Annotated in this window: 25 protein-coding genes; 14 read left to right on the plus strand and 11 right to left on the minus strand. The window is 61.1% G+C overall.

Annotated features, from left to right (window positions below; all coding sequences use genetic code 11):
* Window position 1 precedes the first annotated feature (1 nt).
* The 6 genes from BBG20_RS00065 to BBG20_RS00090 all read left to right on the plus strand — a co-directional run bounded on the left by BBG20_RS00065 (window position 2) and on the right by BBG20_RS00090 (window position 5,511).
* On the plus strand, window positions 2-364 hold the full coding sequence (locus tag BBG20_RS00065; protein ID WP_065899381.1) for an STAS domain-containing protein: 363 nt from the start codon (window positions 2-4) through the stop codon (window positions 362-364).
* Complete coding sequence (locus BBG20_RS00070; RefSeq protein ID WP_065899382.1) at window positions 361-765, plus strand: ATP-binding protein; 405 nt, start codon at window positions 361-363, stop codon at window positions 763-765. Before BBG20_RS00065 ends, BBG20_RS00070 begins: the two co-directional genes overlap by 4 nt.
* Entirely contained in the window at window positions 756-1,763 is a 1,008-nt protein-coding gene (locus BBG20_RS00075; RefSeq protein WP_083221298.1) for an ATP-binding protein, read from the plus strand. The genes BBG20_RS00070 and BBG20_RS00075 overlap by 10 nt, the downstream gene beginning before the upstream one ends.
* Entirely contained in the window at window positions 1,756-2,619 is an 864-nt protein-coding gene (locus tag BBG20_RS00080) for a sensor histidine kinase (RefSeq protein WP_065899383.1), read from the plus strand. The genes BBG20_RS00075 and BBG20_RS00080 overlap by 8 nt, the downstream gene beginning before the upstream one ends.
* Window positions 2,609-4,543 (plus strand): response regulator, encoded by a 1,935-nt coding sequence (locus BBG20_RS00085; protein ID WP_065899384.1) that lies wholly within the window; start codon window positions 2,609-2,611, stop codon window positions 4,541-4,543. Before BBG20_RS00080 ends, BBG20_RS00085 begins: the two co-directional genes overlap by 11 nt.
* 83 nt (window positions 4,544-4,626) lie before the next feature.
* On the plus strand, window positions 4,627-5,511 hold the full coding sequence (locus tag BBG20_RS00090) for a hypothetical protein (RefSeq protein WP_065899483.1): 885 nt from the start codon (window positions 4,627-4,629) through the stop codon (window positions 5,509-5,511).
* A gap of 134 nt (window positions 5,512-5,645) precedes the next feature.
* On the opposite strand, the gene BBG20_RS00095 is transcribed toward BBG20_RS00090, so the two are convergent.
* The 3 genes from BBG20_RS00095 to BBG20_RS00105 form a co-directional block, all read right to left on the minus strand.
* Window positions 5,646-6,671: a histone deacetylase family protein gene (locus BBG20_RS00095; protein WP_065899385.1), complete on the minus strand. Its 1,026-nt coding sequence runs from the start codon at window positions 6,669-6,671 to the stop codon at window positions 5,646-5,648.
* A gap of 78 nt (window positions 6,672-6,749) precedes the next feature.
* Complete coding sequence (locus BBG20_RS00100; RefSeq protein ID WP_065899386.1) at window positions 6,750-7,979, minus strand: Zn-dependent hydrolase; 1,230 nt, start codon at window positions 7,977-7,979, stop codon at window positions 6,750-6,752.
* Between the two features lie 13 nt (window positions 7,980-7,992).
* The gene (locus tag BBG20_RS00105) at window positions 7,993-9,312 is read right to left on the minus strand and encodes an MFS transporter (protein ID WP_065899387.1); all 1,320 of its coding nucleotides are present in this window, start codon (window positions 9,310-9,312) and stop codon (window positions 7,993-7,995) included.
* 157 nt (window positions 9,313-9,469) lie between these two features.
* Here BBG20_RS00105 and BBG20_RS00110 point away from each other — a divergent pair, with 157 nt between their 5' ends.
* The 3 genes from BBG20_RS00110 (at window position 9,470) to BBG20_RS00120 (ending at window position 12,383) form a co-directional block, all read left to right on the plus strand.
* Entirely contained in the window at window positions 9,470-10,411 is a 942-nt protein-coding gene (locus BBG20_RS00110; RefSeq protein WP_065899388.1) for a LysR family transcriptional regulator, read from the plus strand.
* 112 nt (window positions 10,412-10,523) lie between these two features.
* Window positions 10,524-11,345 carry an SDR family NAD(P)-dependent oxidoreductase gene (locus tag BBG20_RS00115; RefSeq protein WP_065899389.1) on the plus strand — a complete coding sequence of 274 codons (822 nt, stop codon included), beginning with the start codon at window positions 10,524-10,526 and terminating at the stop codon, window positions 11,343-11,345.
* 18 nt (window positions 11,346-11,363) lie between these two features.
* Window positions 11,364-12,383, plus strand: coding sequence for an AraC family transcriptional regulator (locus BBG20_RS00120; RefSeq protein ID WP_065899390.1), 1,020 nt, complete (start codon window positions 11,364-11,366; stop codon window positions 12,381-12,383).
* A 2-nt stretch (window positions 12,384-12,385) separates the two neighbouring features.
* Here the strand turns inward: BBG20_RS00120 and BBG20_RS00125 are convergent, their stop codons facing one another.
* From BBG20_RS00125 to BBG20_RS00145, 5 genes are all read right to left on the minus strand, one after another.
* Entirely contained in the window at window positions 12,386-13,153 is a 768-nt protein-coding gene (locus tag BBG20_RS00125) for an anti-sigma factor family protein (protein ID WP_065899391.1), read from the minus strand.
* On the minus strand, window positions 13,150-13,647 hold the full coding sequence (locus tag BBG20_RS00130; RefSeq protein WP_065899485.1) for an RNA polymerase sigma factor: 498 nt from the start codon (window positions 13,645-13,647) through the stop codon (window positions 13,150-13,152). The genes BBG20_RS00125 and BBG20_RS00130 overlap by 4 nt, the downstream gene beginning before the upstream one ends.
* Window positions 13,648-13,707: 60 nt before the next feature.
* Complete coding sequence (locus BBG20_RS00135) at window positions 13,708-14,259, minus strand: tetratricopeptide repeat protein (RefSeq protein WP_107339004.1); 552 nt, start codon at window positions 14,257-14,259, stop codon at window positions 13,708-13,710.
* 48 nt (window positions 14,260-14,307) lie between these two features.
* On the minus strand, window positions 14,308-14,859 hold the full coding sequence (locus BBG20_RS00140; RefSeq protein ID WP_065899392.1) for a cytochrome b: 552 nt from the start codon (window positions 14,857-14,859) through the stop codon (window positions 14,308-14,310).
* Between the two features lie 144 nt (window positions 14,860-15,003).
* Entirely contained in the window at window positions 15,004-15,258 is a 255-nt protein-coding gene (locus BBG20_RS00145) for a hypothetical protein (RefSeq protein ID WP_065899393.1), read from the minus strand.
* A 279-nt stretch (window positions 15,259-15,537) separates the two neighbouring features.
* Here BBG20_RS00145 and BBG20_RS00150 point away from each other — a divergent pair, with 279 nt between their 5' ends.
* Window positions 15,538-16,764, plus strand: coding sequence for an MFS transporter (locus BBG20_RS00150; RefSeq protein WP_065899394.1), 1,227 nt, complete (start codon window positions 15,538-15,540; stop codon window positions 16,762-16,764).
* Between the two features lie 334 nt (window positions 16,765-17,098).
* Window positions 17,099-17,467 carry a helix-turn-helix domain-containing protein gene (locus BBG20_RS00155; protein WP_049827965.1) on the plus strand — a complete coding sequence of 123 codons (369 nt, stop codon included), beginning with the start codon at window positions 17,099-17,101 and terminating at the stop codon, window positions 17,465-17,467.
* Between the two features lie 180 nt (window positions 17,468-17,647).
* Here BBG20_RS00155 and yidD read toward each other — a convergent pair whose 3' ends face one another.
* Window positions 17,648-17,941, minus strand: coding sequence for a membrane protein insertion efficiency factor YidD (gene yidD, locus BBG20_RS31450; protein WP_219738115.1), 294 nt, complete (start codon window positions 17,939-17,941; stop codon window positions 17,648-17,650).
* Between the two features lie 388 nt (window positions 17,942-18,329).
* Here yidD and BBG20_RS33045 point away from each other — a divergent pair, with 388 nt between their 5' ends.
* The gene (locus BBG20_RS33045; RefSeq protein ID WP_226939984.1) at window positions 18,330-18,566 is read left to right on the plus strand and encodes a hypothetical protein; all 237 of its coding nucleotides are present in this window, start codon (window positions 18,330-18,332) and stop codon (window positions 18,564-18,566) included.
* The gene (locus BBG20_RS33050; protein ID WP_226939985.1) at window positions 18,517-18,972 is read left to right on the plus strand and encodes a hypothetical protein; all 456 of its coding nucleotides are present in this window, start codon (window positions 18,517-18,519) and stop codon (window positions 18,970-18,972) included. Before BBG20_RS33045 ends, BBG20_RS33050 begins: the two co-directional genes overlap by 50 nt.
* Before the next feature lie 183 nt (window positions 18,973-19,155).
* Here the strand turns inward: BBG20_RS33050 and BBG20_RS00165 are convergent, their stop codons facing one another.
* Window positions 19,156-20,103: an aromatic alcohol reductase gene (locus BBG20_RS00165; protein WP_027614501.1), complete on the minus strand. Its 948-nt coding sequence runs from the start codon at window positions 20,101-20,103 to the stop codon at window positions 19,156-19,158.
* 96 nt (window positions 20,104-20,199) lie between these two features.
* Between BBG20_RS00165 and BBG20_RS00170 the strand changes: the two genes are divergently transcribed.
* A complete protein-coding gene (locus BBG20_RS00170) occupies window positions 20,200-20,658 on the plus strand; it encodes a winged helix-turn-helix transcriptional regulator (protein WP_027614500.1) in 459 nt (152 codons plus the stop codon).
* A 177-nt stretch (window positions 20,659-20,835) separates the two neighbouring features.
* On the opposite strand, the gene BBG20_RS00175 is transcribed toward BBG20_RS00170, so the two are convergent.
* Window positions 20,836-21,747 carry an alpha/beta hydrolase gene (locus BBG20_RS00175; RefSeq protein WP_065899395.1) on the minus strand — a complete coding sequence of 304 codons (912 nt, stop codon included), beginning with the start codon at window positions 21,745-21,747 and terminating at the stop codon, window positions 20,836-20,838.
* Window positions 21,748-21,890 lie beyond the last annotated feature (143 nt).

Raw genomic sequence — 21,890 nt, forward strand, 5'->3', positions numbered from 1 at the left:
TATGGAACGCATCCCTATTTTGCAGATGGGCGAATTCCTGCTGGTGACCATCCAGGTCGACATGCATGACCAACTCGCACTGACGTTGCAGGACGACCTGTCCGAACGCATCAACCGCACCTCGGCGCGTGGCGTGTTGATCGATATCTCGGCACTCGACATGGTCGACTCGTTCATCGGTCGCATGATCGGCACCATTTCCGGCCTGTCGCGCATCATGGATGCCCAGACCGTATTGGTCGGCATGCAGCCGGCCGTGGCCATCACCCTGGTGGAACTGGGCATGACCCTGCCGGGCGTGGCGACCGCGTTGAACGTCGAGCGCGGCATGAATCTGCTGCGTGACCGGGTAGACCACTCATGACCCAGGCCAGCAGCGGCACCCACCCGGTGCTCATCGAACAGGACGTGGTGCTGGCCCGACAATTGGTGCGCAAGCTGGCCCAGGAATGCGGCATGCGCCTGATCGACCTGACCAAACTGGTCACCGCCGTCAGCGAGTTGGCGCGCAACACCGTGGTCTACGGCGGCGGCGGTCATATGGATTGGGCCGTGGTCGAGAAAGACCACCGCCCCGGCCTGCGCCTGACCTTTCGTGATGAAGGCCCCGGCATCCCCGACCTCAAGCTGGCGATGACCGACGGCTGGACCTCCGGCAGCGGCCTGGGCCTGGGCTTGACCGGCGCCAAGCGCCTGGTCGACGAGTTCGAACTGGACACCGCACCCGGCAAGGGTACCCGCGTGACGATCACCCGATGGACGTGAACATTCCCAGCGCCCTGACCCAGGTGCTGTTGATCGAAGACGTCAGCCAGGTCGGCCACGCACGGCGTACCGCGCAACAATTCGCCGAGCAGTTGGGCTTTGACGAAACCGATGCCGGTCGCGTCGCGCTGGTGGCTACCGAGCTGGCCAGCAATATCCTCAAGCATGCCGCCCATGGCGAGTTGCATCTGCGCGCCACCGGCAACCAGGGCGTGGAGCTGATCGCCGTGGACCGCGGCCAGGGTTTCGACCTGGACAGCTGCCTGGTGGATGGGTTTTCCACCGGCGGCACCCAGGGCATCGGCATGGGCGCGATCTCCCGCGTGGCCCAGGTCTTCGATGTGTACGCCGACCAACGCGGTACGGCGATGCTGGCGCGGCTGTACCCACGGGCGGCCGGCGCGAAGGACATTCGCTACGGCGTCAGCCAGCATTCCCTGCACCACGACCCGGCCTGCGGCGATGCCTGGCACCTGGCAATCCAACCGGGCCGCTTCAGCGTGATGGTGGCTGACGGCCTGGGTCATGGCAGCGAGGCCGAACGGGCCGCGCGCGCCGGTGAGGAAGTGTTTGCCCATGACGCGTTCCTCGACGCCAGCGTGTTGTTCAACGACCTGCATATCGGCATGACCGGCACCCGCGGCGGCGCCGTGGCGGTCGCGCAATACGACGCCACGGCCGACAGCCTGCGCTTTACCGGAGTGGGCAATATCGGCGCCAGCCTGATCGGTCCCGGCAAGTCGCGCGGGCTGGCGTCTCATCCGGGCATTGTCGGCGTGCAGTTTCGCAAGGCGCAGCCCTTCGACTACGCTGAGGTCAGCGGCCAGTTGCTGATTCTCTACAGCGACGGCCTGCAGTCACGCTGGAACCTTGCCGACTACCCTGGGCTTTCTCACCGCCACCCCGCCCTGATTGCCGCCATTTTGCACCGTGATTTCTGTCGCGGACGGGATGACGTCACCGTCTTCGTGATTGCCCTGGAGGCCATCGATGGCTGAAGCCACTGTTTCCCTCGCCGATGAAGTGCTGCGCCTGCGCCAGGAAGCGGAGGCGTTGCGCGCGGAATTGGACGAGACCAACCAGGGTGTCCTGGCGCTGTATGCCGAGCTGGACATGCAGGCTGATCAACTGCGCCAGGCCTCGGACCTGAAAAGCCGCTTCCTGTCGTACATGAGCCATGAATTCCGCACGCCGCTGGGCTCGATCCTGAGCATCACCAGCCTGCTGGCCGATGAACTCGATGGCCCGCTGAGCCCGGAGCAACACACCCAGGTGGGGTTTATCCGCAGTTCGGCGCGCGAACTGCGCGAAATGGTCGACGATTTGCTCGACCTGGCCAAGATCGAGGCGGGCCGTATCACTATCTCGCCGGCCTGGTTCGATATGTTCGACCTGTTCTCGGCCTTGCGCGGCATGTTCCGGCCGATTGTCGACGCGTCATCGGTGGACCTGATCTTCGAAGAGCCCGTCGGCTTGCCCAAGCTCTACACCGATGACAAGAAGCTTGCGCAGATCCTGCGCAACTTCATTTCCAATGCCCTCAAGTTCACCGTGCAAGGCGAGGTCCGCGTGTCGGCGCAACGGGTCGGCGAGGCAGAAATCCGCTTTGCCGTACAGGACACCGGCCTGGGCATTCCCGCCCAACTGCACAGCAACCTGTTCGAAGATTTTTCGCAGATCGACTCGCCACTGCAAAAACGCCTGCGCGGCACCGGGCTGGGCCTGTCGTTGTGCAAGCGTTTTGCCGAGCTGCTTGGCGGCCGGGTCGGCGTCGAAAGTACTCCCGGCGTGGGCTCGATGTTCTTTGTGATCATTCCTCTCTCTATCGCTGGCGGACCCGTCGATGAATCGTGACATTCAACTGCTGATCGTCGACGACAATGCCGCCACCCGCTACGCCCTGCGGCGGCGCCTGGAAAGCCACGACTATCACGTGCTCGAAGCCGGCACCGGCCAGGAGGGGCTGGACTTGATTGCCCGCGAAAAGATCGACGGGCTGATCCTCGACGTCAACCTGCCGGACATGAGCGGCTTCGACATCGTGCGGGTGTTGCGCGCCGACCCGGTCACCGCCTTGCTGCCCGTGGTGCATGTGTCGGCGGCTTCCATCGAGACCGGCGACATTATCACCGGCCTGGATGCCGGCGCCGATGCCTACCTGATCCATCCGGTCGACCCTGATGTGCTGCTCGCGACCCTGCGCACCCTGCTGCGCGTACGTGACACCGAATACGCGTTGCGCGAGAGCGAGGCGCGGTTTCGCGAGATCTTTTTCAATATCAGCGCGCCGATTGCGGTGATGGACGCACAGCTCAAGGTGCACGAATGCAACCACGCGTTCGCCCAATTGATTCACGACAACCTCAACCCGGACGCCCTGCTCGAGTGCTTCGCCGCCGACCAGCTCACGGTACTCCAGGAGCTGTGCCAGCGCCTGGCCGCCGGTGAGCGCTGGAAAGGCACGCTGCAGATGAAGGTCGACGGCCAGTTGCGCGAAACCGAGTGGCAGATTTCACCTTATCGCCGCGCCGAATTGAGCCTGGTGTTTGTCGAGGACGTGACTGAGCACCGCCACCGTGAACGTCATCAGCAGGCCGAACTGGCCAACGCCACCACCCAACTGGCGCGCACCGAGGCGCAGCTGTTGCAGGCGCAGAAAATGGATGCCCTGGGCAAGCTCACCGGTGGCATCGCGCATGACTTCAACAACCTGCTGACCGGGATCATCACCAGCCTGGAGTTGATCAAGAAACGCATCGACAGCCAGCGCACCGACAAGGTCATGGGTTACGCCGATGCGGCCTTGAGTTCGGCGCTGAGTGCCGCCGGCCTGACCAACCGCCTGCTCGCCTTCGCCCGCCAGCAGCCGCTGGACACGCGGCCGATCGACATCAATGCACATATCCGCTCACTGGAAGAACTGCTGGTGCGCACCATCGGCGAACATATCGCGCTGAAGCTCGAACTGACCAACAACCCCGCCGTGGCAATGGTCGACCCGATCCAGCTGGAAAGCGCCGTGCTCAACCTGGTGATCAACGCCCGCGATGCGCTGCCCAAAGGCGGCAATATCTGGGTGACCACCTACCCGGCCTATTCCAACGGCAACCTGAAACTGGAAAACGGCCCCTATATCGCCCTGTCGGTACGCGACAACGGCGTGGGTATCGAGCACAGCGTCATCGACAAGGTCTTCGACCCGTTCTTCACCACCAAGCCCCTGGGCCAGGGTACCGGGCTGGGCCTGTCGACCATTTATGGCTTCGCGCGCCAGTCCGGCGGCGACGCACTGATCCGCAGCGTGACCCGCCAGGGCACCGAAGTGACCATCATGCTGCCCGCCGCCAGCGGTCCCGCCAGCACGGCGACCAAACCGGTTGCAGCCCCCGGCCAGAGCAGCGGCGAACACGTATTAATCGTCGAGGACATGCCCTCGGTGCGCAGCTTTGTCGCCGAGGTGCTGGTCGATGCCGGCTACCGCTGCAGCCTGGCCGCCGATGGCGACGAAGCCGTCACCAGCCTGCGCAACGACCCGAGCATCGACCTGCTGCTGACCGATGTCGGGCTGCCCTACATGAACGGGCGCGAGCTGGCCGACATCGCACGCGAAATGCACCCTGCGCTGCCGATTCTGTTCATGACCGGCTACGCCGAGAACGCGGCAAATCGCCAGAGCTTCCTCGGTGAAGGCATGGACCTGATCTCCAAGCCGTTTCATATCGACGAGTTGCTGGAGAAGATCCGCCGTGGCCTGGATGGCGCGGCAGGCGCCGGATAAAGGGGACATCGCGCAATTGCCGGGTGATGTTCGGCGACATGCTTGATAACGTGGTCGACCTTTCGATCCGTCGGCGCCAAGCAATGATCCGAATCCTGAAAACCGCACTGTGCACACTCGTCCTGGTGTGTACCGCCGCCCTGGGCTTTTTTGCCTGGCAGACTTACTACCCGGTCAGCGCCAGCGGCCAGTGGCATTACCAGGTGCTGCACACGGACGTGGCCAAGGCCGCCTCGCTGATGCCCCTGGACGACGGCTCGCTGATGGTCAGCCAGGAACTCGACGACGGCAAGGGCAGCATCGTGCGCATCCACCCCGACGGCAGCCGCGAAGTGGTGGTGGGCAACCTGTCCAAGCCCGACGGCATGTTCGCCACGCGCGGCGGCTGGGTGTTCAGCCAGGAAGCCCTCGATTCGCCCGTCAGTTTCCTCAAGGACGGCCACGTCACCGAACTGTTCAGGGGCCAGAACGTGCAAGGCCTGTGGGACGACGGCGACTACCTGTATGCCATGGAAGACCGGCGCGACGAGGGCCGTGTGCTGCGTTATCGCTGGAGTGACCAGAGCCTGAGCGTCGTACGCACGGGCATGGACGAAGGCGAATCGATCATCCGCTGCAGCGACGGGCGCATGCTCTACACCAAAAAGAAGGAAGGCATGGTGCGCGAGCTGACCGAGGACGGCAGCGACCCGATGGTCGTGGACGGGCTGAACCAGCCGACGTTCCTGATGTGTGATGCGCGGGGCCTGTGGATCAACGAGGACGCCACCCACCGCGCGCGTTTGCTGCTGATCGACAAGCAGGGGCACCGGCAGACGATCCTGTCATTCCTGAAAGCGCCGCAGTCGATTGTGCCGACGACTCGAGGCACTTACCTGTTGGCCGAAGGTGGGCGTGACCGGGTACTAGAATTGACGCCGCCCATGGCGCATGTTGCGGTGGGCGACGACGGCGCTTCGACGCGTTGATTGTGATCGGGAAGTTGGTATCCCGGCAGAGCGCCTGGTCAAACCGTTCAAGCTCCCGGTGACCTCCCCCTCATGACATGCCACGTGACGATCACAACGCGAGATCGTCACGCAGGTGCCACGTCACTCTTGCCTTACTTCACCCAAGCCTGTGGCCCATCGAAAAACGCCTGCGCATTCGCGTCCAGCGTCTCCAGGTGATAGCCACCCTCCTGCACGATCACACACGGCAGGCCCAGCCCGCGAATGCATTCGCCCAACCGCGCGAAGCCTTCGCGCGTCACCGCGACTTTGCTCTGCGGGTCCAACTCGTAGATATCGAAGCCCAGCGACAGCACCAGCACATCGGCCGAAAAGTCCTTCAGCGCCTTCAACGCCACTTCAAGTTTGTCGAAGAACACGGCCTCACTGGCGCCGTGAGGCATCGGCAGATTGAGGTTGAAACCTTCACCCGCCGCGCTGCCACGCTCTTCGGCGAAGCCGGCGACACCGGGATAGAAGTTGGTCGGGTCGCCGTGGATCGACACGTAGAGCACGTCGTCGCGCGTGTAGAAAATCTCCTGGATGCCCTGGCCATGGTGCATGTCGGTGTCGAGCACGGCAACACGCTGGAAACCGTCGCGCAACACTTGCGCGGCCACGGCGGCGTTGTTGATGTAGCAGAACCCGCCTGCCGCCTCGAAACGCGCGTGATGCCCCGGTGGCCGGCATAACGCGTAGGCAGCCGGGGCGCCGTCGAGAATGTCCCGGGCGGCGGCAACCGCGCTTTGCGCCGACCAGTAGGCCGAGCGCCAGGTGAGTTCGCCCACCGGGCAGCTGCCGTCGGCGAGGTAGCGCGCGGCCTGGGCAAGGATGCCGCGCAGCGCGTTGGGCTCGCGCACGAAGATGTTGGACATGACTTCGTCGCCCCAGTCTTCGGGGATTTCTTTCCAGCGCTGATGGGCTTCCTGCAGGAACGTCAGATAAGGCGCACCGTGCACGGCAAGCAGCGGATCAAGGCCGTGGTCGGCCGGCTGCTGGATGTCGAACCCAAGGGTCTGCGCGGCCTGCAGCAGGTTGCGCGCGCGCTCGGGGACCTCCTGCGGCGTGCGCATCTGGCCACGGGAGTAATAGCTGCGCGGATGGTGCAGCAGTTGTTCGGGGTGGAAAAAAGTACGCATGGCAATCTCCTCAATACACAGGGTTGCGGGTAGACGCTGCCCACAGGTGAGCTTCTTCAGTCTTCCCGAACGGTGTTGTCAGTCGGCCCGGCCGGCGCGTTGCAACACGGCGTTGAGCAATACGTCGGTGCCCTGGCGCACGTCCTCGGGCAACACGTCTTCGGCTTCGTTGTGGCTGAGGCCGCCGACGCAGGGGATGAAAATCATCGCGGTCGGGCAATAGCGCGCCAGGTGGATGGCATCGTGGCCTGCGCCGCTGACGATTGGTTGCTGACTGTAGCCCAGCGCATCCACCGCGGTTTGCACGCAGGCCACGCATTCGATGTCGAAGGGCGTGGCCGGGCTGACCCAGTGCGGGGTGACGGTGACGATGAGCCCGCGCTGTTCAGCGATGGCCTGCAACTGCTGGCGCACCTGTTGCTCCATGGCGTCGATAGCGCTGTCGCGGTGATGACGCAGGTCGACCGTGAAATTCAGCAGGCCGGGAATGGTATTGCGCGACGAATTGGCAATGCTCAGCTCACCGACGGTGGTCAGGCCCTCGGGGGCAAAATCGGCGGCCAATTGCTCCAGCGCCTGGATCATCCGGGCCGCGCCATACAGCGCATCTTTGCGCAGCGGCATCGGCGTGGTGCCGGCATGCGCGGCCATGCCTTCGACGCGCACGTCGAGCCAGCGAATCGCCTGGCCGCCGGTCACCACGCCGATGCTCTTGGCGTTGTCTTCCAGGATCGGGCCTTGTTCGATATGCGCTTCGAAGTACGCATCCACCGCACCGCCCAACGGGCGCGCGCCGTTATAGCCGGTGGCGCGCAGGGCCTCGGCCACGCTGATACCGTCGACATCGGTCGTGGCCAGCGCCGGGGCCAGCGCCAGGCTGCCGGTGAATACCGCCGAACCGAGCATGGCCGGGGTAAAACGCGCGCCCTCCTCGTTGGTCCACACCGCAATCTCCAACGGTTTGCGGGTCCGGATGCCCTGGTCGTCAAGGCTGCGGATCACTTCGAGGCCGGCCAGTACGCCGTAGACGCCATCAAAGCGCCCGCCTTCTGGCTGGGTGTCGAGGTGACTGCCGATCATCACCGGGGCGGCGTCCTTGTCCGTGCCGGCGCGCCGGGCGAAGAGGTTGCCGATGGCGTCCACACTGAGGGTCAGCCCGGCAGCGCTACACCAATGACTGAACAGTTCGCGACCCGCTTGGTCTTCGGCACTCAAGGCCAGCCGGCAACTGCCGCCGCGCGCAGTGGCACCGATCTCGGCCATGGCCATCAGGCTGGCCCACAGGCGTTCGCCGTTAATCTTCAACATGCTGCAATCTCCCTCAGGCACTCTGTGCCATTTCAATTCGGTGCGCGCTGGCGTGGCGGCGCGACAAGGCCAATACGCACACCAGCGACACCGCCGCGATCAGGCTGTAGAACACTGCCATCGGCCACCATTGGCCCTGGTATTCGTGGGCCAGCCACGTGCCGATCAATGGCGTCAGGCCACCGGCCAGCGCACCGCACACCTGATAAGCCAGGGAGATGGCGGTGTAGCGCACGCGGGTTTCGAACAGGCCGCTGACAAAGCCTGCGATCACCGCATAAAACGAGGCCATGCACACCACTGCCAAGGCGATGCCGAGGATGATCAACGGCGCCTGGCCACTGCTCACCAGCACGAACATCGGATAAGGCGAGGCCATTGCCAGCACGGTCATCGCACACAGGAAACGCGTAGCACCGACCTTCTCTGCCACCCAGGCCGCCAGGGGCTGGACGCAGAACTGAATGATCGCCACGAAGAACAGGCACTCCAGGATCAGCGAGCGCGGTAGGCCCAATTGCTGAGTGCTGTAGGCAATCATGAAGGTGTTGGTGAAATACACCCCGGCAATCCCCAGGGTATTGGCACCGATGCACAGCAACAGTGGGCGCCAGGCGGTTTTCAGCACTTCGATCACCGGGGCCTGGTCCTGCTTGATTGCCCGGGCTTTTTCCGCGAGGGCCTTGTCTTCGAGGAACTCCGGCGACTCGTTGACGCCAAGGCGAATCGCCAGGCCGACCACCAGCAGCAAGGCGCTGGCGAGGAACGGCAGGCGCCAGCCCCAGTTGAGCAAGTCTTCTTCGGGCAAGCGGGTGACTGCGCTGAACGCCAGCAGGGACAGGATCAACCCCGCCGGGCTGCCCAGTTGCGCGAAGGACGCGAAGAAGTTACGCCGCCCTTTCGGCGCGTGCTCGCCGGCCATCAACACTGCCCCGCCCCACTCGCCGCCGACGGCAATGCCTTGCACCACCCGCAACAGCACCAGCAAGACCGGTGCTGCGGCGCCGATCTGCGCATAGGTCGGCAACAGGCCGATGCAGACGGTGACCACGCCCATCATCACCAGGGTGATCACCAGGGATTTCTTGCGGCCGATCCGGTCGCCGATATGGCCGAACACAATGCCGCCCAAGGGCCGCGCGAAGAAACCCACGGCGAAGGTGCCGAACGCGGCCATGGTGCTGAACAGTTTGTCTTCGGAAGGGAAAAACAGTTGGCCAAACACCAGTGCAGCGGCGGTGGCGTAGATGTAGAAATCGTACCACTCGATCATGGTGCCGATAAAAGCGGCGGCCGCAGCACGGCGAGGCTGGGGCGAAGCGGAAGGCTTCATGGGCGGGCTCCTTTGGTTATTTTTTTGGCAGGAGAAAGGTCAAACGCAGGCGCTCTGATGGCGCTTGTCGAGGAGGATTTTTCGTCTCGGGGCTATGATTAGTCAATTTTCTATTTATTATTCCGATTATAAATCCTGCTTATGATCGAGCCCGCGCATGTCCGAACCCCGCCGCGATATTCACCCGCTGCTCAACGACCGGCTGGACTGGAACCTGCTGCGCACCTTTCGCGTGATCGGCCAGGAGCTGAGCATCAGCCGCGCCGCCGCGCGCCTGCACCTGACGCAACCGGCGATCAGCCAGGCGCTCAAACGCCTGGAAGAACAACTCGACTGCCAACTGATCGTGCGCCGTGGCCCGCGCTTTGTACTGACCGAAGCCGGCGAACAGATTTTCGCCATCGCCGGCGAGATGTACGGCCAGGTCTCGCAGATGAGCAACGCCCTGCAAAAACCCGGCGATGAAGTGATCGGCAAAGTGCGCCTGCTGATGATCAGCCGCATCAACTCAGAGACCTTTGATGACTTCCTCACCGGCTTCCACCGCGAACATCCGCGGGTCGACCTCGAGGTCGAAGTGATGCGCAGCTCCGACATCGTCGCCGCCCTGCTGGAAAAAACCGCGACCCTCGGACTGAGCCTCAATCGCCGGCCGCAGCCGCGCCTGGAGCAGCACCTGTTCCTGCGTCAACGCTACGCATTCTTTTGCGGGCGCCACCACCCGCTGTTTGGCCGTACCGGTTTGGCCGAAGGTGATTTGCAGTCGGAGAACTTCGTCAGTTTCACCAGCGACCAGATCGGCGGGATGCTCTCGCCACTGACCATCTTTCGCGATCAGCAAGGCTTCAGCGGGCGCATCGTGGCCTCGTCCTCCAGCCTGGAAGAAGTGCGACGTCTGGTGATCGCCGGGTTCGGCCTGGGGTGCCTGCCGATCCATGTGGTGGCGGAGGACATGAAAAACGGGCTGCTGTGGCGGCTGCCGCCCGATGAAGGGATCGCCGATGTGGACATTCACCTGTTGTGGAATCGTGAACAGAAGATGAGTCGGGCCGAGACGGTGTTTATCCAGAGCCTGGCCGCGCGCTTGACCCGCGAATAATTGGCGTCTTTTGCAAGTCACTTGGCGCCCTTCTGCTAGTGCCTGGACCGCGTTCATCGACCATCCTGGGTTCCCAGGCTGCTTGAGCCGCCCGAAACGAAGAGGTGTTCGCATGTCCAAGATCTGGTTTATCACTGGCAGTTCCCGTGGCCTTGGCCGCGCCATCACCGAAGCGGCCTTGCGCGCCGGCGATCGTGTGGCGGCCACTGCACGCACTCCCCGCCAACTGGATGAACTGGTGGCCGAGTACGGTGACGCAATCTACCCACTGCAGCTGGATGTGACCGACAACCTGCAGGTCCTACAGGCTGTGGAGGCCGCCGTGGCGCACTTCGGTCGCCTGGATGTGGTGGTCAACAACGCGGGGTATGGCGACCTGGCCTCGGTCGAGGATGTCACCCTGGAGGACTTCTCGGCACAGATCGACACCAACTTCTATGGTGTCGTGCACGTCAGCAAGGCCGTGGTGCCGATCCTGCGCGCCCAGGGTCGCGGGCATATCTTTCAGGTATCGTCGTTGGGCGGGCGGATTGGCATGGCGGGCCTGGCGGCTTACCAGAGTGCCAAGTGGGCCGTGGGCGGTTTTTCAACCGTGCTGGCGCAAGAGGTCAACCCGCTGGGCGTGCAGGTGACGGTGCTGGAACCGGGCGGCATGCGTACCGACTGGTCGGGCAGCTCCATGACGATTGCGCCGATCAGTGCGCCCTATCAGCAAAGTGTCGGTGCACTGGTTGAGTTGCTCAACTCCCCCGGCATTCTGCCGACCGGGCCGGAGCGGGTGGCCGAGATCGTGCTCGAACTGGCCCTGAGTGAAGACGCGCCCCTGCGCCTGTTGATCGGCAGCGATGCGGTGCAATATGCCGCGCGGGCGGCGGCGGACCTGGCAGCTTCCGACGAGAAATGGCATGACCTCAGTGTGTCAGCCTCCGATTGATTGAAACAAAGGTGGTCCATGTCTGACGCACGCCAATCGCGCTTCAACATTCCGCAGGTGTTCTGGCACGCCCTGACAACCATCGGGCTGGAGCCTGCAGCGGTGTTACGCCAGGCACGGCTGCCAATGACCCTGCACTTGGGCGAGCGCAGTGATCGTCGCCACGTCAGCACCGAGGAATATTTTCGCCTGTGGGAAGCCGTGGGCGTGCTCAATCCCGATCCGGCGGCCGGCGTCCTGCTGGTCACCCAGCTGGACAGCAGCGCCCTGCCGCCGTCCAGTTTTGCCGCGTTCATCGCCCGCGACTTTCGCGATGGCCTGCATCGCCTCGCACGCTTCAAGCAACTGTGTACGCCCGAACGCGTGCAAGTGAACGAGGACGGCGCGACCTGCACAGTCACCCTCGACTGGCTGCGCAGCCAGCAGCCGCCACCGCGGCTGTTGATCGACGCGGCGTTTGCGACGTTTGTCGAGCTGGGCCGGCGCGGCTCGGGGGTGCACATCACGGCGCGTTGTGTCGAACTGGCCCGCCCCCGGAGCAACAGCCCGGCACTGGCGGAGTTTTTCGGCTGTGCCATCCGTTTCGGTGCCACGCGCAATGCCTTGGTGTTCGACACCGCCGACCTCAAACGGCCCTTCCCTGGCCATAACCCGGAACTGCTCGACCTGCTGAACCCGGCCCTGGTGGCGGCGTTGGCCGAAGCGACCGCGCCCGCCACGATCAGCCACCAGGTGAAAAGCACCCTCAAGCGCCTCTTCGCCAGTGGGCGCCCGGAGATGGTCGACGTGGCCCGCGAACTGGGCCTGAGCGAACGCACCTTGCAGCGGCGCATGACCGAGGAAGGCACAGGCTTTCGGCAATTGCTGCTGGAGAGCCGCCAGGAGGTGGTGCGCCATCTGCTGGCGGAGCCGTCGATCGAAATAGACGAGATCGCCTGCCTGCTCGGTTACGAAGACACCAACTCGTTTTATCGCGCGTTTCGCACCTGGGAAGGCACCACGCCCACGCGTTGGCGCGCCCTGCAGACCCGTCACTGAGATCAGGCCGGCAAGCTGCGCTCGACGCTGCTGGCCATGATCTGCAAATCCTCGAAAGGGTTTCGGCCGATCAGCATGAAGGCATGGGACGCGCTGGCCCAATACACCACGTTCATGCCTCGGCGCTGCTCGGTGGCGAAAGTCGCCGGGGCTCTTTTGTTGGCCGTGATGCACAGCGCCAGTGGACCGTGGCGGGGATCCAGGTAGGTCAACTGGCCGATGATCACGCCGTCATAGTCCAGGCTCTGCGCCCGCCGGAACTCGGCGCCGGGCAAGGCCACGGCAGCAGGCGACAACGGCAGGCCCAGTTGCGTGCCCACTGCGCTGAGTTGCGCGAGGTGGGCAGCCGGGTCCGCGCTGAGATTGTCCAGTGTCTGCGGCGTGTACAACGCCATGTATTCAGCCACCGAGGCGCGCCAGCCCTGGCCGGGTTCCCCATGCGGCCAGGCCAGGAACAGGCGATCGGCGACCACGCCGGCCACCGCGAACCCTGCGGCCACGGCGAGGAAACGGCGGCGACTCAAGGCGGGGACCGCTGCCGGCGGCAAGGCGTTGAGCATCGCCTGCAGGCGGTCGGTCGGCGCTTGATCCAGCACGCTGTCGAACGCGTCCTTGAACGGCATATCAGCGCACCGCAGCACCTCCAGGCGCGCAGCGACCGCGGGGTGAGCGTGGATCTGGTCGGCGATGACCCGGCGCTGGTCGGCATCCAGTTCTCCATCCAGATAAGCCACCAACTGCTCATCGCAAGGCAAGTGTGTGTGATTCATCGGCGTTCTCCACTGGCGTGTCCCGCGTGGGCTTTTGCCGGGGCCGTCTCGGCCAGCCTGGCGCGTGCGGCCGCGAGCCGACTCATGACTGTGCCGACCGGTATTTGCAGGACATCGGCAATTTCCTTGTATGAAAGCCCTTCGACATACGCCAGAAAAACCGTTTCTCGTTGCGCTTCGGGCAACCCGTTGACCCGCTTGATCACTTGCGCGGCGAGCACGTGATCCTGGGCCTGGCTTTCGCCATCGAATGACAACGCCTGCTCTGCATCGACAAAGCCCTGCCCCTGACGAACCCGCTGCGAGCGCAGTTCGTTGAGCCAGATCGAGTGCATGATCGCCAGCAACCAGCGATCCAGCCGCGTGCCGGCGACAAATTGCCCGGCACGCTCCAGCGCCCGCACACACGTGGCCTGCACCAGGTCCTCGGCCAGGTGCTTTTGTCGCGACAACACCAGGCCGTATCGCCATAAACGCGGCAACAACTGGCCCAATTCGCGACGAAACTCAGCCTCTCGAGTAATGGCGGCCCCCTGCTCGTTCACTCACCGACGTCATACCTGGGGCGCGGCAGTGATGGCCTCGGCCAGGTCTTCATATTCTTCGCAGGTGGTGCCGCACAGCGCCTTGATTTTCAGCAGCTGCTCCTGGGCCAGGTCCACCCGGCCCTTGATCACATAGGCCTCACCCAGGTATTCGCGGACCTGGGCGTAGTTGGGGTCCAACGCCACGGACTGCAGGTAATAGCCGATGCCTTCATCGGTACGCCCCAGTTTGCGCGTGGCGTAGCCGCGGTAGTTGAGGGCCTTGCCGGTGTTGGGGTTGCTCAGGGTATCGAGCAAGGCCAGGGCTTCTTCATAGCGCCCGTCCTTGGCCAGGCGGTAAGCGTAGTCGGTCCGATCGGCATCCGACGTCGCCTTGCTGGTTTGCAGCACGCACTTGCCGGTCTTGGTGTCCCACACCTGGCCCTTCGGACAGTTCGGCTTGGGCGGCGCTGATTCATCACCGGAAGCCCGGGCCTGGCCGGCAAGCAAGGCGACAGCCAGGCAGGCACCGAAGAGCAGCGCGGTGCGATAAGTAATGGGGTGTTGGTGGCGAGTCTTCATGGTTGTCGTGCTCCGTAACGATGGGGAGATACAGCAGCAAACATCACTTCAAACAGCGTCCCGTGGGGCGGGCAGCATGCGGCGCAGCGTGTTGTCACGCTTGATGCTGTGGTGCCACAGCGCCGCACAGGCGTGCAGGCCAGCCAGCCCGATGATCGCCCACGCCACGGTGTCATGCAGACCGCCCAGCGTGCCGCGCCATGCGTGATCAATCGCAAACGGCGCGGGAACCGAAAACAGTCCGAAAAAGTTGAATGGCTCGCCCTGTGCCCAACGAAACAGGAACCCCAGGACAATCTGCGCCAGCAGCAACAGGTACAGGCAACCATGCGCCATTTTCGCCAGCAGGTTAAGCGCCGGGTGACTGTCGGCCTTGAGCCGGGTGCCGCCAGACAGTCGCCACGCGATCCGCGCGAGGATCAGTACCGCCAGGGCAATGCCCAGGGAGATATGCACCGACTGCAGGCCCTTGCGCAGCGGCGTGCCTTTTTCCAGGTTTTCCCAGATATGCGCACTGGCGAACATGAAGATCACCACGGCAGCGGTCAGCCAGTGGAAGGTGCGGGTCAGGCGGTCGTAGCGGTCGACAGGTGTGTTCATGGGCGTTTCCTGGGTGGTCTGTGGAGTGAACACCGCAGGGGGGGAAGTTATTCGGTGGGGCGCGAATAATTTATGCGCGCCTGCCCGCAAACGAAAAAACCCCGAAGCGTGTTCAGCTGCGGGGCTTTTTTCATGACGTGTAACTCAGTTGCCGCGCTCTTTATTGGCTTGGGAAAGCACCGAGGCGGCCAGGGATTTGGTTTTCTCGCTGTAGTGGCCGCCCTGGAGGGCCTTCCCGGCTTTTTCCTCCATGTCGGCGCTGGTCTGCTTGTCGGTACCGCTCTGGGCCAATGCAGACGCCGCCAGGCTTTTGGCAATGGCCGAGGCGTTTGGATCAGTGAGGGTGTGCGCGGCCAGCGTGGCCATTTTGTCGGAGGTTTTTTTCGTGTTTTTGCTCATGATGCATTTCCTATGCAGTGTGGGAATTTCTACCTGAAAAACCGTGGGGCCCAAGATAGTGACTAACGCCACGGGTCGCAATGCATTGCCTGTAGGCAGCGTTGGAGATGCAGGTAAGAAAAACCCAACCGTCCTGTAGGGGCGTCGAATCGATTGCACTGATGGTTATTATCGAAACGAGCGCCTGTGTGATTGCCAGAGCCGATTCATATAATCGCCTCCACTTTCCCTCCCCCTCGCCTGAGTTCAGGCGACATTCCCCTTCTGGAATCCAGCACCATGCCAAGCGCGAGCCAGGCCCCCAGCGGCCGTCCCGAACATAATCAACAGAGTGTCAAACAGCAGTGGCTGGCGATTCTCTCGGTCGCCGTGGGCGCCTTTGCCCTGGTCACCAGTGAGTTTCTGCCGGTGGGCGTCCTCAACGACGTCGCCAGCGACCTCGGCATCAGTGCCGGGCACGCCGGCCTGATGGTGACCCTGCCCGGTATCATGGCCGCCCTCGCCGCCCCGTTGCTGTCTGTCAGCATTGGCGCCATGGACCGTCGTTATCTGCTGATCGGCCTGACGCTGATCATGATCATCGCCAACTCGGTCGTGGCTTACGCCAGCGACTTCAGCCTCCTGCTGTTCGGCCGTGTCCTGCTGGGTATCAGCATCGGCGGCTTCTGGGCCACGGCAATCGCCCTCAGCGGCCGCCTCGCCCCCAAGGGCGTGGGCGTCGCGAAGGCCACCTCGATCATCATGATGGGCGTGACCCTGGCCACCGTACTCGGCGTCCCCGTGGGCACCTGGCTCAGCGGCCTGATGGGCTGGCGCATGACCTTCCTGGTCACCGCGCTGGTCGGCGTGCCGGTGCTGCTCGCGCAAGTCCTCCTGCTGCCCCGCCTCAAACCGGAAAAGGCCATTCAGGTGCGTGACCTGCCCGCCTTGTTCATCAACCCGCAAGCACGGGTCGGATTGATTGCCGTCCTGCTGATCGGCCTGGCGCACTTCGCCGCCTACACCTACGTCGCGCCCTTCTTCAAAAACAGTTCGGGCTTTGACGGACCGACGATTGGCTCACTGTTGCTGCTCTACGGCGTGGCCGGGGTCATGGGTAATGTCTTCGCCGGCTTCGCCGCCAACCGCAGCGTGCGCCACACCTTGCTGTTGGTCGCACTCATGATCGGCACCAGCACCGCCCTGTTCCCCTACTTCGCCACCGGCATGACCGGCGCAGCGATGCTGATCGCCCTCTGGGGCTTCGCCTTCGGCGCCTTCCCGGCCTGCGCAAGTATCTGGATGTTTGTCGTGGCGCCCAAGGATGTCGAACGCGGCATGCCACTGTTCGTCGCCTTGTTCCAGGTGATCATCGCCCTGGGCTCGTTCTTCGGCGGCCGGATTGTCGACCAGATGGGCAGCGCGGTGCTGCTGAGCCTGGCCACGGCGTTGGTGGGCTGTGGGTTCGTGACGGTGCTGGTACTGGGGCGTCGTGTGAGCAATAGCCTGGTGGCCCAGCCGAGCTGATCAAACCGCAGAAACGAAAAAGCCCCGTAGCTTGTTCAGCTACGGGGCTTTTTCTATGTAATGGCGGAGAGATAGGGATTCGAACCCCTGCCACATCACACTCATGCCGCCTCAGGCCACGAAAGCATTGCCTTGGAGCCATCTGGGTTGGTCTAGAGAGGCCCGGATAGGCCCATGATATGTCCTAAATTTGCCCTAAAAAACGCTGAATAGCGCTCAGCTTTTTTTAGAGTGTGCAGCTCAGGTTAGATCCTAGTGCGAAACACCGCTAGCTAAAGAAAATCCAGGAGGCTACCCTAAGCACTGTCTATTCATACAGTTAAGGACCACCATGATGAGTGCTGAAATTATCGATTTCTATAGAGTTAAATCCGACTCCGAGGCGGCCGAGGACGCCGACCTGTTAGCTTTTTTTCAAAGGCTACCGCTCACCTTTTCTGCAGATCACAGTTCTGTAGCGAGAAAAATGCTGGGCTGGAGCATTGAGGCATTAGCCTTTCGTTCCTCCGTCTCCGTGAAAGCCATCAAAGATCTTGAGAGCGGCACAAGGAAGTTGAATCAGGTAACGATGCAAGCCTTGGCTTACGCCTTCGAGAACGAAGGGCTAATTTTTATGCCAGGTCACCCACCGTCTAAAGGCGAGAACTGCCGAGGCGCGACATCCAATCCCAAGCATCGCGACGATTTCCACTTAATCGAATAACGAACCAATGAAAAGCAGCAGCCAAGGGCGGTGAGTAACAGCCCCGTCGCCAGCCCAGTCGCCCTGTCATTAGCCAAACGGCAGCTAACGGCCAGAAGCGGACATTGGCAAGCCGCCTTTGGCCAAGAGCAGCCCGTCAGGGTCATGGCAAGCACAGCTGAACAATTGAGGCGTCGGGGCTCACTGTCCGACTATACAGGGAAAATTTTTCCCGCCGTTCGGGTACCGACACCTGCAGATGCGGCCGACAGCCATGCGGCAGCCCTTTAGAACACCATACTTTTCGATGGCTTGTTTCGCATAGTTTGAACAGGAAGGCTCAAAGCGGCAGGCATTTCGCAATCGAGAGGAAGCAACTCGCTGATAGCAACGAATTGCTGAGACGGCGCAAAGCTTGATCACCGGGGCTTGCGCATAGAAATCACGTAATATTGGTTCAGAACGTTTTTCTTCCCCATTAACGCGTCGAAACATCCCGGTTTGACTGAAACGCCAATCGTGTCTATCCGATAAAACTCCCCCCCATCTTCAGCATGAGTGTTGACCACATTTTATAGATAAACTGCGGCCTCGTTCACTCGGTGCTCCTTCGCACGAACTTCAATGGTTGGCGGCACTTGAACCATTTTGTAGATGTACATCCGTGATCACCTTGTGAATGCTTGTATTCCCATGACGACATCGTCACGCTCACCAAAAGCAAGCAGCGGGAATTACTTGATTGGGTCAGCCTGGGTATCAACCTGATCGGTGTTTTACCAGCCCCTCCGACCATGGCTGCTGCTCGTATGAGTTTGCGCCCTACCTTGTTTTTAGTACATCAGGACTGCGTAACAGCGCCAAGATGTTGTTGGGCGATTCAATGACCGAAGTGCTGGTCGGGCACTTGAACGCCACCATCGTCGGCACGATCGATGACTTCGTAAAACAGGCCCAAGGCAAACTTTCGGGCATTCTTGCCGATGCCGGGAACTTGGGGGCAAGCGCGGTAAAAGAAATTGCGAAAGGGCTTGAAGCCGTCGTCAACGGCAAGCTCGACGCAAAAGGCGATGCGCGCCGCGGGTCAGAAAATCACTGCTGCCGGCAATCAATTGCTTAGCGATCCCAAGGCGGCCATCAGCAATATCTTTGGGGCTGCATTTAGCGCCTACAAAGCCGTAGGTAAAGGAGTTGCCAATAGCGCAGCGAAAAACCTTCTGCCGGACCAGGCTAAAAAACTGGTGATGACGCACACCGGCACATTGAGAGCGATGGGGCCAGAAATCAAAACCCAACTGAGTAAGTTGGTTGATCCGGGAACGCGACACTCCGTCGGTTGGTTGTTGCAAAGGCTCAGCGGCGCTGTGGTGACTTGGCGTAAACGCCGAGGACATGGACAGAGCGCTAGTGTTAAACCTAATGCCACCAGTAAGGCGCAGAGCAGAGCAGGTGAAGGCCGGCTCGAAGCCAGCAGCCGTCAGGCTCCTGCGAATGCTAACGCCAAACCGCCAGGCAGCTTGGGATGAGCCGCTCGACGGTAGGCTTTCTATGAGCTCGCTCCCCTACCACCGAAAACTAGGGGAATGGTGCTCAGGGCAATCAGGTATCCCTACCCCGTTTTTTAGCTTCGGTTATCGGTGGCCCTATCAGACTGAAGAGCTTGTAGCAGGTAAATTTCCAGAGCGGAAACGTTAGCTCAGCTACCCCACTTATACTGAAGAGGTTGTCAGGTTTGCCTGGGCCCAGTTCTCAGCGGTCGTGAGTTGAATCGACTGCTGCTCGTTGAAGGTGCCTGCTTTAGGCCATGACACACCTTTGCCCTGAGCAAATACGGCACGGTACTTCTTGATGTGATGGGTGGGGTCTTTTTCCAATTCTTGGAGCAGGTACGGAACAGTCCACACGTTTCGTTTGAACGGGCGACCCAGCACACGTTCAAGGAGGCTGGCGACCTCTCCGTACGTCACAGTGTCTCCAGATAGATAAACAATTTCATTGCGAAAGCGGGGTTCGAAGAAAACGATTTCCGCTGTCAAGGCGCCGATGTCGTCTGGAGTCGTAAGCGTCACGCTGGTTTCGAGACTGCCTAGTGCGTTCACGGTGTCGTTTTCGAAATCGACCACCTCGAATACAGGCTCGAACAAAAAGCTGGTGAACATACCAGTCGAGATGATTACCCATTCAGTTTTATCCTGGGCGCGAAGCAATTCGCGAACATCAAGCTGAGCATCGAACAGATCCTGAGGACTGCCCCGACCGATTGCCTCGAAGTCGGCACCAAACTGCCACGGGAAGTAGCGCTTCACACCTGACTTCAGAGCAGCGGTAGCCAGTTTCATCGGGGTTTCCCGGCCTGCAACCATGCCTGCACAGCCGATTACGGTATCGTAACGTGCGAATACTTCCGCCAACTGATCGATTGAGTCATTCACGAGGTCTGCGGCTACCATCTGGATGCCTAGGGCCCGAAGCTCATCGATTTCAACCTTTTTCTCAGGAATTTGAGTGTTGATGGTCGAGTCCCTGAGGAGGACGCTGATTGTTGAACCTGGCGCACGCTTTGCTACCCGCGCCAGGTTGCGCAAAACCGGCAGTCCAAGCTCACCGGCGCCTAGAACGAGAATGGATTGGGGGGAAAGCTGGGTCACTTCGGTCATGATTTCTCCTGAGCCCTGTTGCCTGTAAGATGAACAAATGCTTGCACGATTAGGCAACGCTTGTAAGAAGGCACACCGGTGATACCAGACAAAGAAATGTCCAGTCAGGAGGCTCTCAGCCAAGCTGAGACAATCTGCCGAACGCTTAGAGAAGACGATGATGGCGTCAGAAGGGAAGTGCTTGCTCACGCAGGCAGCCGCTGGTCATTAGGCATTCTGCATGCCCTAGGGGTGTACGGCACAATGCGCCATGCCGAAATAAAACGGCAGATGACCGGAGTGACTCAGCGGATGTTGACTAAGACATTGCGCGCCATGGAGCGGGATGGCTTAGTGAATCGGCGGGAGTTTGATGAAATTCCACCACGTGTCGAGTATGAGCTCACGCCGCTAGGCATGGAACTATTGATCCGCATGTCCCCCATCTGGACGTGGGTTGTCGAAAACGTTGAGGATTTCCGCAAGGCGCGGCGTAATTTCGACAATCAGAATGATAAAAAGCCTGTATGGCAAATACCCACGTCGACACCATTAGGCTCAGAAGCGTCTGACTGATTTACTCGCAGCGTACTAGAAGCCCGGTGCTGAGGAATAGCGTAGTAATTAATCAATCGCACTGACGCTCTTTATTGGGCCATCAGCATGACCATGCATTGCACATAGTGACACCAGCACAGGCGACGCCTGCGCTGGCTGTTAATGTTGGGCCCCAATGCTGCTGCTCAGTCGACACTAAAAGGCCAAAGCATCGAAAAAATCAATAGTCTGATTTATTGCCAATAAATTGACTCGATTAGTCTCAGCAGGGTTATCTTCGCAGATGAAGCTGTGTCCTACTTCCTCATATATATAAAAAAGATTTGGCACACCCACACGATCAAGCGCGTCCTTCATTTGCACGCTTTGGAGATATGGAACCTTCCGATCCTTTTTCCCGGCTAAAATCAGCATCGGCGAAGTTCGAGATGTGGGGTGAAAAGCGGGACTGGCTGAGCGAAAACGAGCAGTGCGATCCTGGCCAGGCTCTGCCCCTATAAGCCTCCACTCCGGCGCATCATCTGGAATGTCAATTCCCAGCTGTAGCGCTTGATCACCGAGAGTGGTGAAGTCGAAAACTCCATACCAAGCCGCTACGCCATGAACGCTTGCCGTGACCGGACAATGCTGATCCTGACTACTTACCGATTCAGTTGGATTGCCCAGCGAGGCAGCCAACTGAGCTCCGGCTGACACGCCCCAAGCGTAGACCCTTTGCGGATCTATACCGAATGCATCAGCTTGGTTCAGCAGAAAACTGACAGCAGTTCGAACATCGTCGATTTGCGCTGGCCATTTCGCCTCTGAGCTAAGTCGGTAATTCACCGCTGCGACGACATAACCTCTGCTCGCAATATCGCCCAATAATCTCGGAAAGTCAGTGAAAACACCGCATCGGTGACTGTCACCACGCCTCCAACCTCCTCCGTGGATATAGATCAGCAGGGGTAACTGCCTTGGGTGAGGCTGCCCTTTCTTCAACGGGGAGTAGAGGTCGAGCGTCAGGGGACGGTAGCCATCAACTCTATGATATTGCAGCCCCCCAAGAAGCGTAACGCCGCTCGCAAGCACTGTCTCCATCACAGGGAAAAGATCTTTATAGACCATTGAAGGCTCAGTCACGGGGTTCAGCCAAGTTGTTGATCTGAGCAATTAGATTCATCCTCGGGTAGCGGAGATTGCCAATTGAGGCGGCCATAGCAGAGACGTCCAAGAACGGCATAGGCTCATGAGAGAGGTTATCGCCTCAT

The sequence above is a fragment of the Pseudomonas aylmerensis genome (assembly GCF_001702265.1).
Taxonomy (GTDB): domain Bacteria; phylum Pseudomonadota; class Gammaproteobacteria; order Pseudomonadales; family Pseudomonadaceae; genus Aquipseudomonas; species Aquipseudomonas aylmerensis.

Bases quoted from the DNA above. Each gene is read 5' to 3' on its own strand.
- BBG20_RS00065 (WP_065899381.1), top strand. From the start codon at position 2: ATGGAACGCATCCCTATTTTGCAGATGGGCGAATTCCTGCTGGTGACC.
- BBG20_RS00070 (WP_065899382.1), top strand. From the start codon at position 361: ATGACCCAGGCCAGCAGCGGCACCCACCCGGTGCTCATCGAACAGGAC.
- BBG20_RS00075 (WP_083221298.1), top strand. From the start codon at position 756: ATGGACGTGAACATTCCCAGCGCCCTGACCCAGGTGCTGTTGATCGAA.
- BBG20_RS00080 (WP_065899383.1), top strand. From the start codon at position 1,756: ATGGCTGAAGCCACTGTTTCCCTCGCCGATGAAGTGCTGCGCCTGCGC.
- BBG20_RS00085 (WP_065899384.1), top strand. From the start codon at position 2,609: ATGAATCGTGACATTCAACTGCTGATCGTCGACGACAATGCCGCCACC.
- BBG20_RS00090 (WP_065899483.1), top strand. From the start codon at position 4,627: ATGATCCGAATCCTGAAAACCGCACTGTGCACACTCGTCCTGGTGTGT.
- BBG20_RS00095 (WP_065899385.1), bottom strand. From the start codon at position 6,671: ATGCGTACTTTTTTCCACCCCGAACAACTGCTGCACCATCCGCGCAGC.
- BBG20_RS00100 (WP_065899386.1), bottom strand. From the start codon at position 7,979: ATGTTGAAGATTAACGGCGAACGCCTGTGGGCCAGCCTGATGGCCATG.
- BBG20_RS00105 (WP_065899387.1), bottom strand. From the start codon at position 9,312: ATGAAGCCTTCCGCTTCGCCCCAGCCTCGCCGTGCTGCGGCCGCCGCT.
- BBG20_RS00110 (WP_065899388.1), top strand. From the start codon at position 9,470: ATGTCCGAACCCCGCCGCGATATTCACCCGCTGCTCAACGACCGGCTG.
- BBG20_RS00115 (WP_065899389.1), top strand. From the start codon at position 10,524: ATGTCCAAGATCTGGTTTATCACTGGCAGTTCCCGTGGCCTTGGCCGC.
- BBG20_RS00120 (WP_065899390.1), top strand. From the start codon at position 11,364: ATGTCTGACGCACGCCAATCGCGCTTCAACATTCCGCAGGTGTTCTGG.
- BBG20_RS00125 (WP_065899391.1), bottom strand. From the start codon at position 13,153: ATGAATCACACACACTTGCCTTGCGATGAGCAGTTGGTGGCTTATCTG.
- BBG20_RS00135 (WP_107339004.1), bottom strand. From the start codon at position 14,259: ATGAAGACTCGCCACCAACACCCCATTACTTATCGCACCGCGCTGCTC.
- BBG20_RS00140 (WP_065899392.1), bottom strand. From the start codon at position 14,859: ATGAACACACCTGTCGACCGCTACGACCGCCTGACCCGCACCTTCCAC.
- BBG20_RS00145 (WP_065899393.1), bottom strand. From the start codon at position 15,258: ATGAGCAAAAACACGAAAAAAACCTCCGACAAAATGGCCACGCTGGCC.
- BBG20_RS00150 (WP_065899394.1), top strand. From the start codon at position 15,538: ATGCCAAGCGCGAGCCAGGCCCCCAGCGGCCGTCCCGAACATAATCAA.
- BBG20_RS00155 (WP_049827965.1), top strand. From the start codon at position 17,099: ATGAGTGCTGAAATTATCGATTTCTATAGAGTTAAATCCGACTCCGAG.
- yidD (WP_219738115.1), bottom strand. From the start codon at position 17,941: ATGTTTCGACGCGTTAATGGGGAAGAAAAACGTTCTGAACCAATATTA.
- BBG20_RS33045 (WP_226939984.1), top strand. From the start codon at position 18,330: ATGACCGAAGTGCTGGTCGGGCACTTGAACGCCACCATCGTCGGCACG.
- BBG20_RS33050 (WP_226939985.1), top strand. From the start codon at position 18,517: ATGCGCGCCGCGGGTCAGAAAATCACTGCTGCCGGCAATCAATTGCTT.
- BBG20_RS00165 (WP_027614501.1), bottom strand. From the start codon at position 20,103: ATGACCGAAGTGACCCAGCTTTCCCCCCAATCCATTCTCGTTCTAGGC.
- BBG20_RS00170 (WP_027614500.1), top strand. From the start codon at position 20,200: ATGTCCAGTCAGGAGGCTCTCAGCCAAGCTGAGACAATCTGCCGAACG.
- BBG20_RS00175 (WP_065899395.1), bottom strand. From the start codon at position 21,747: ATGGTCTATAAAGATCTTTTCCCTGTGATGGAGACAGTGCTTGCGAGC.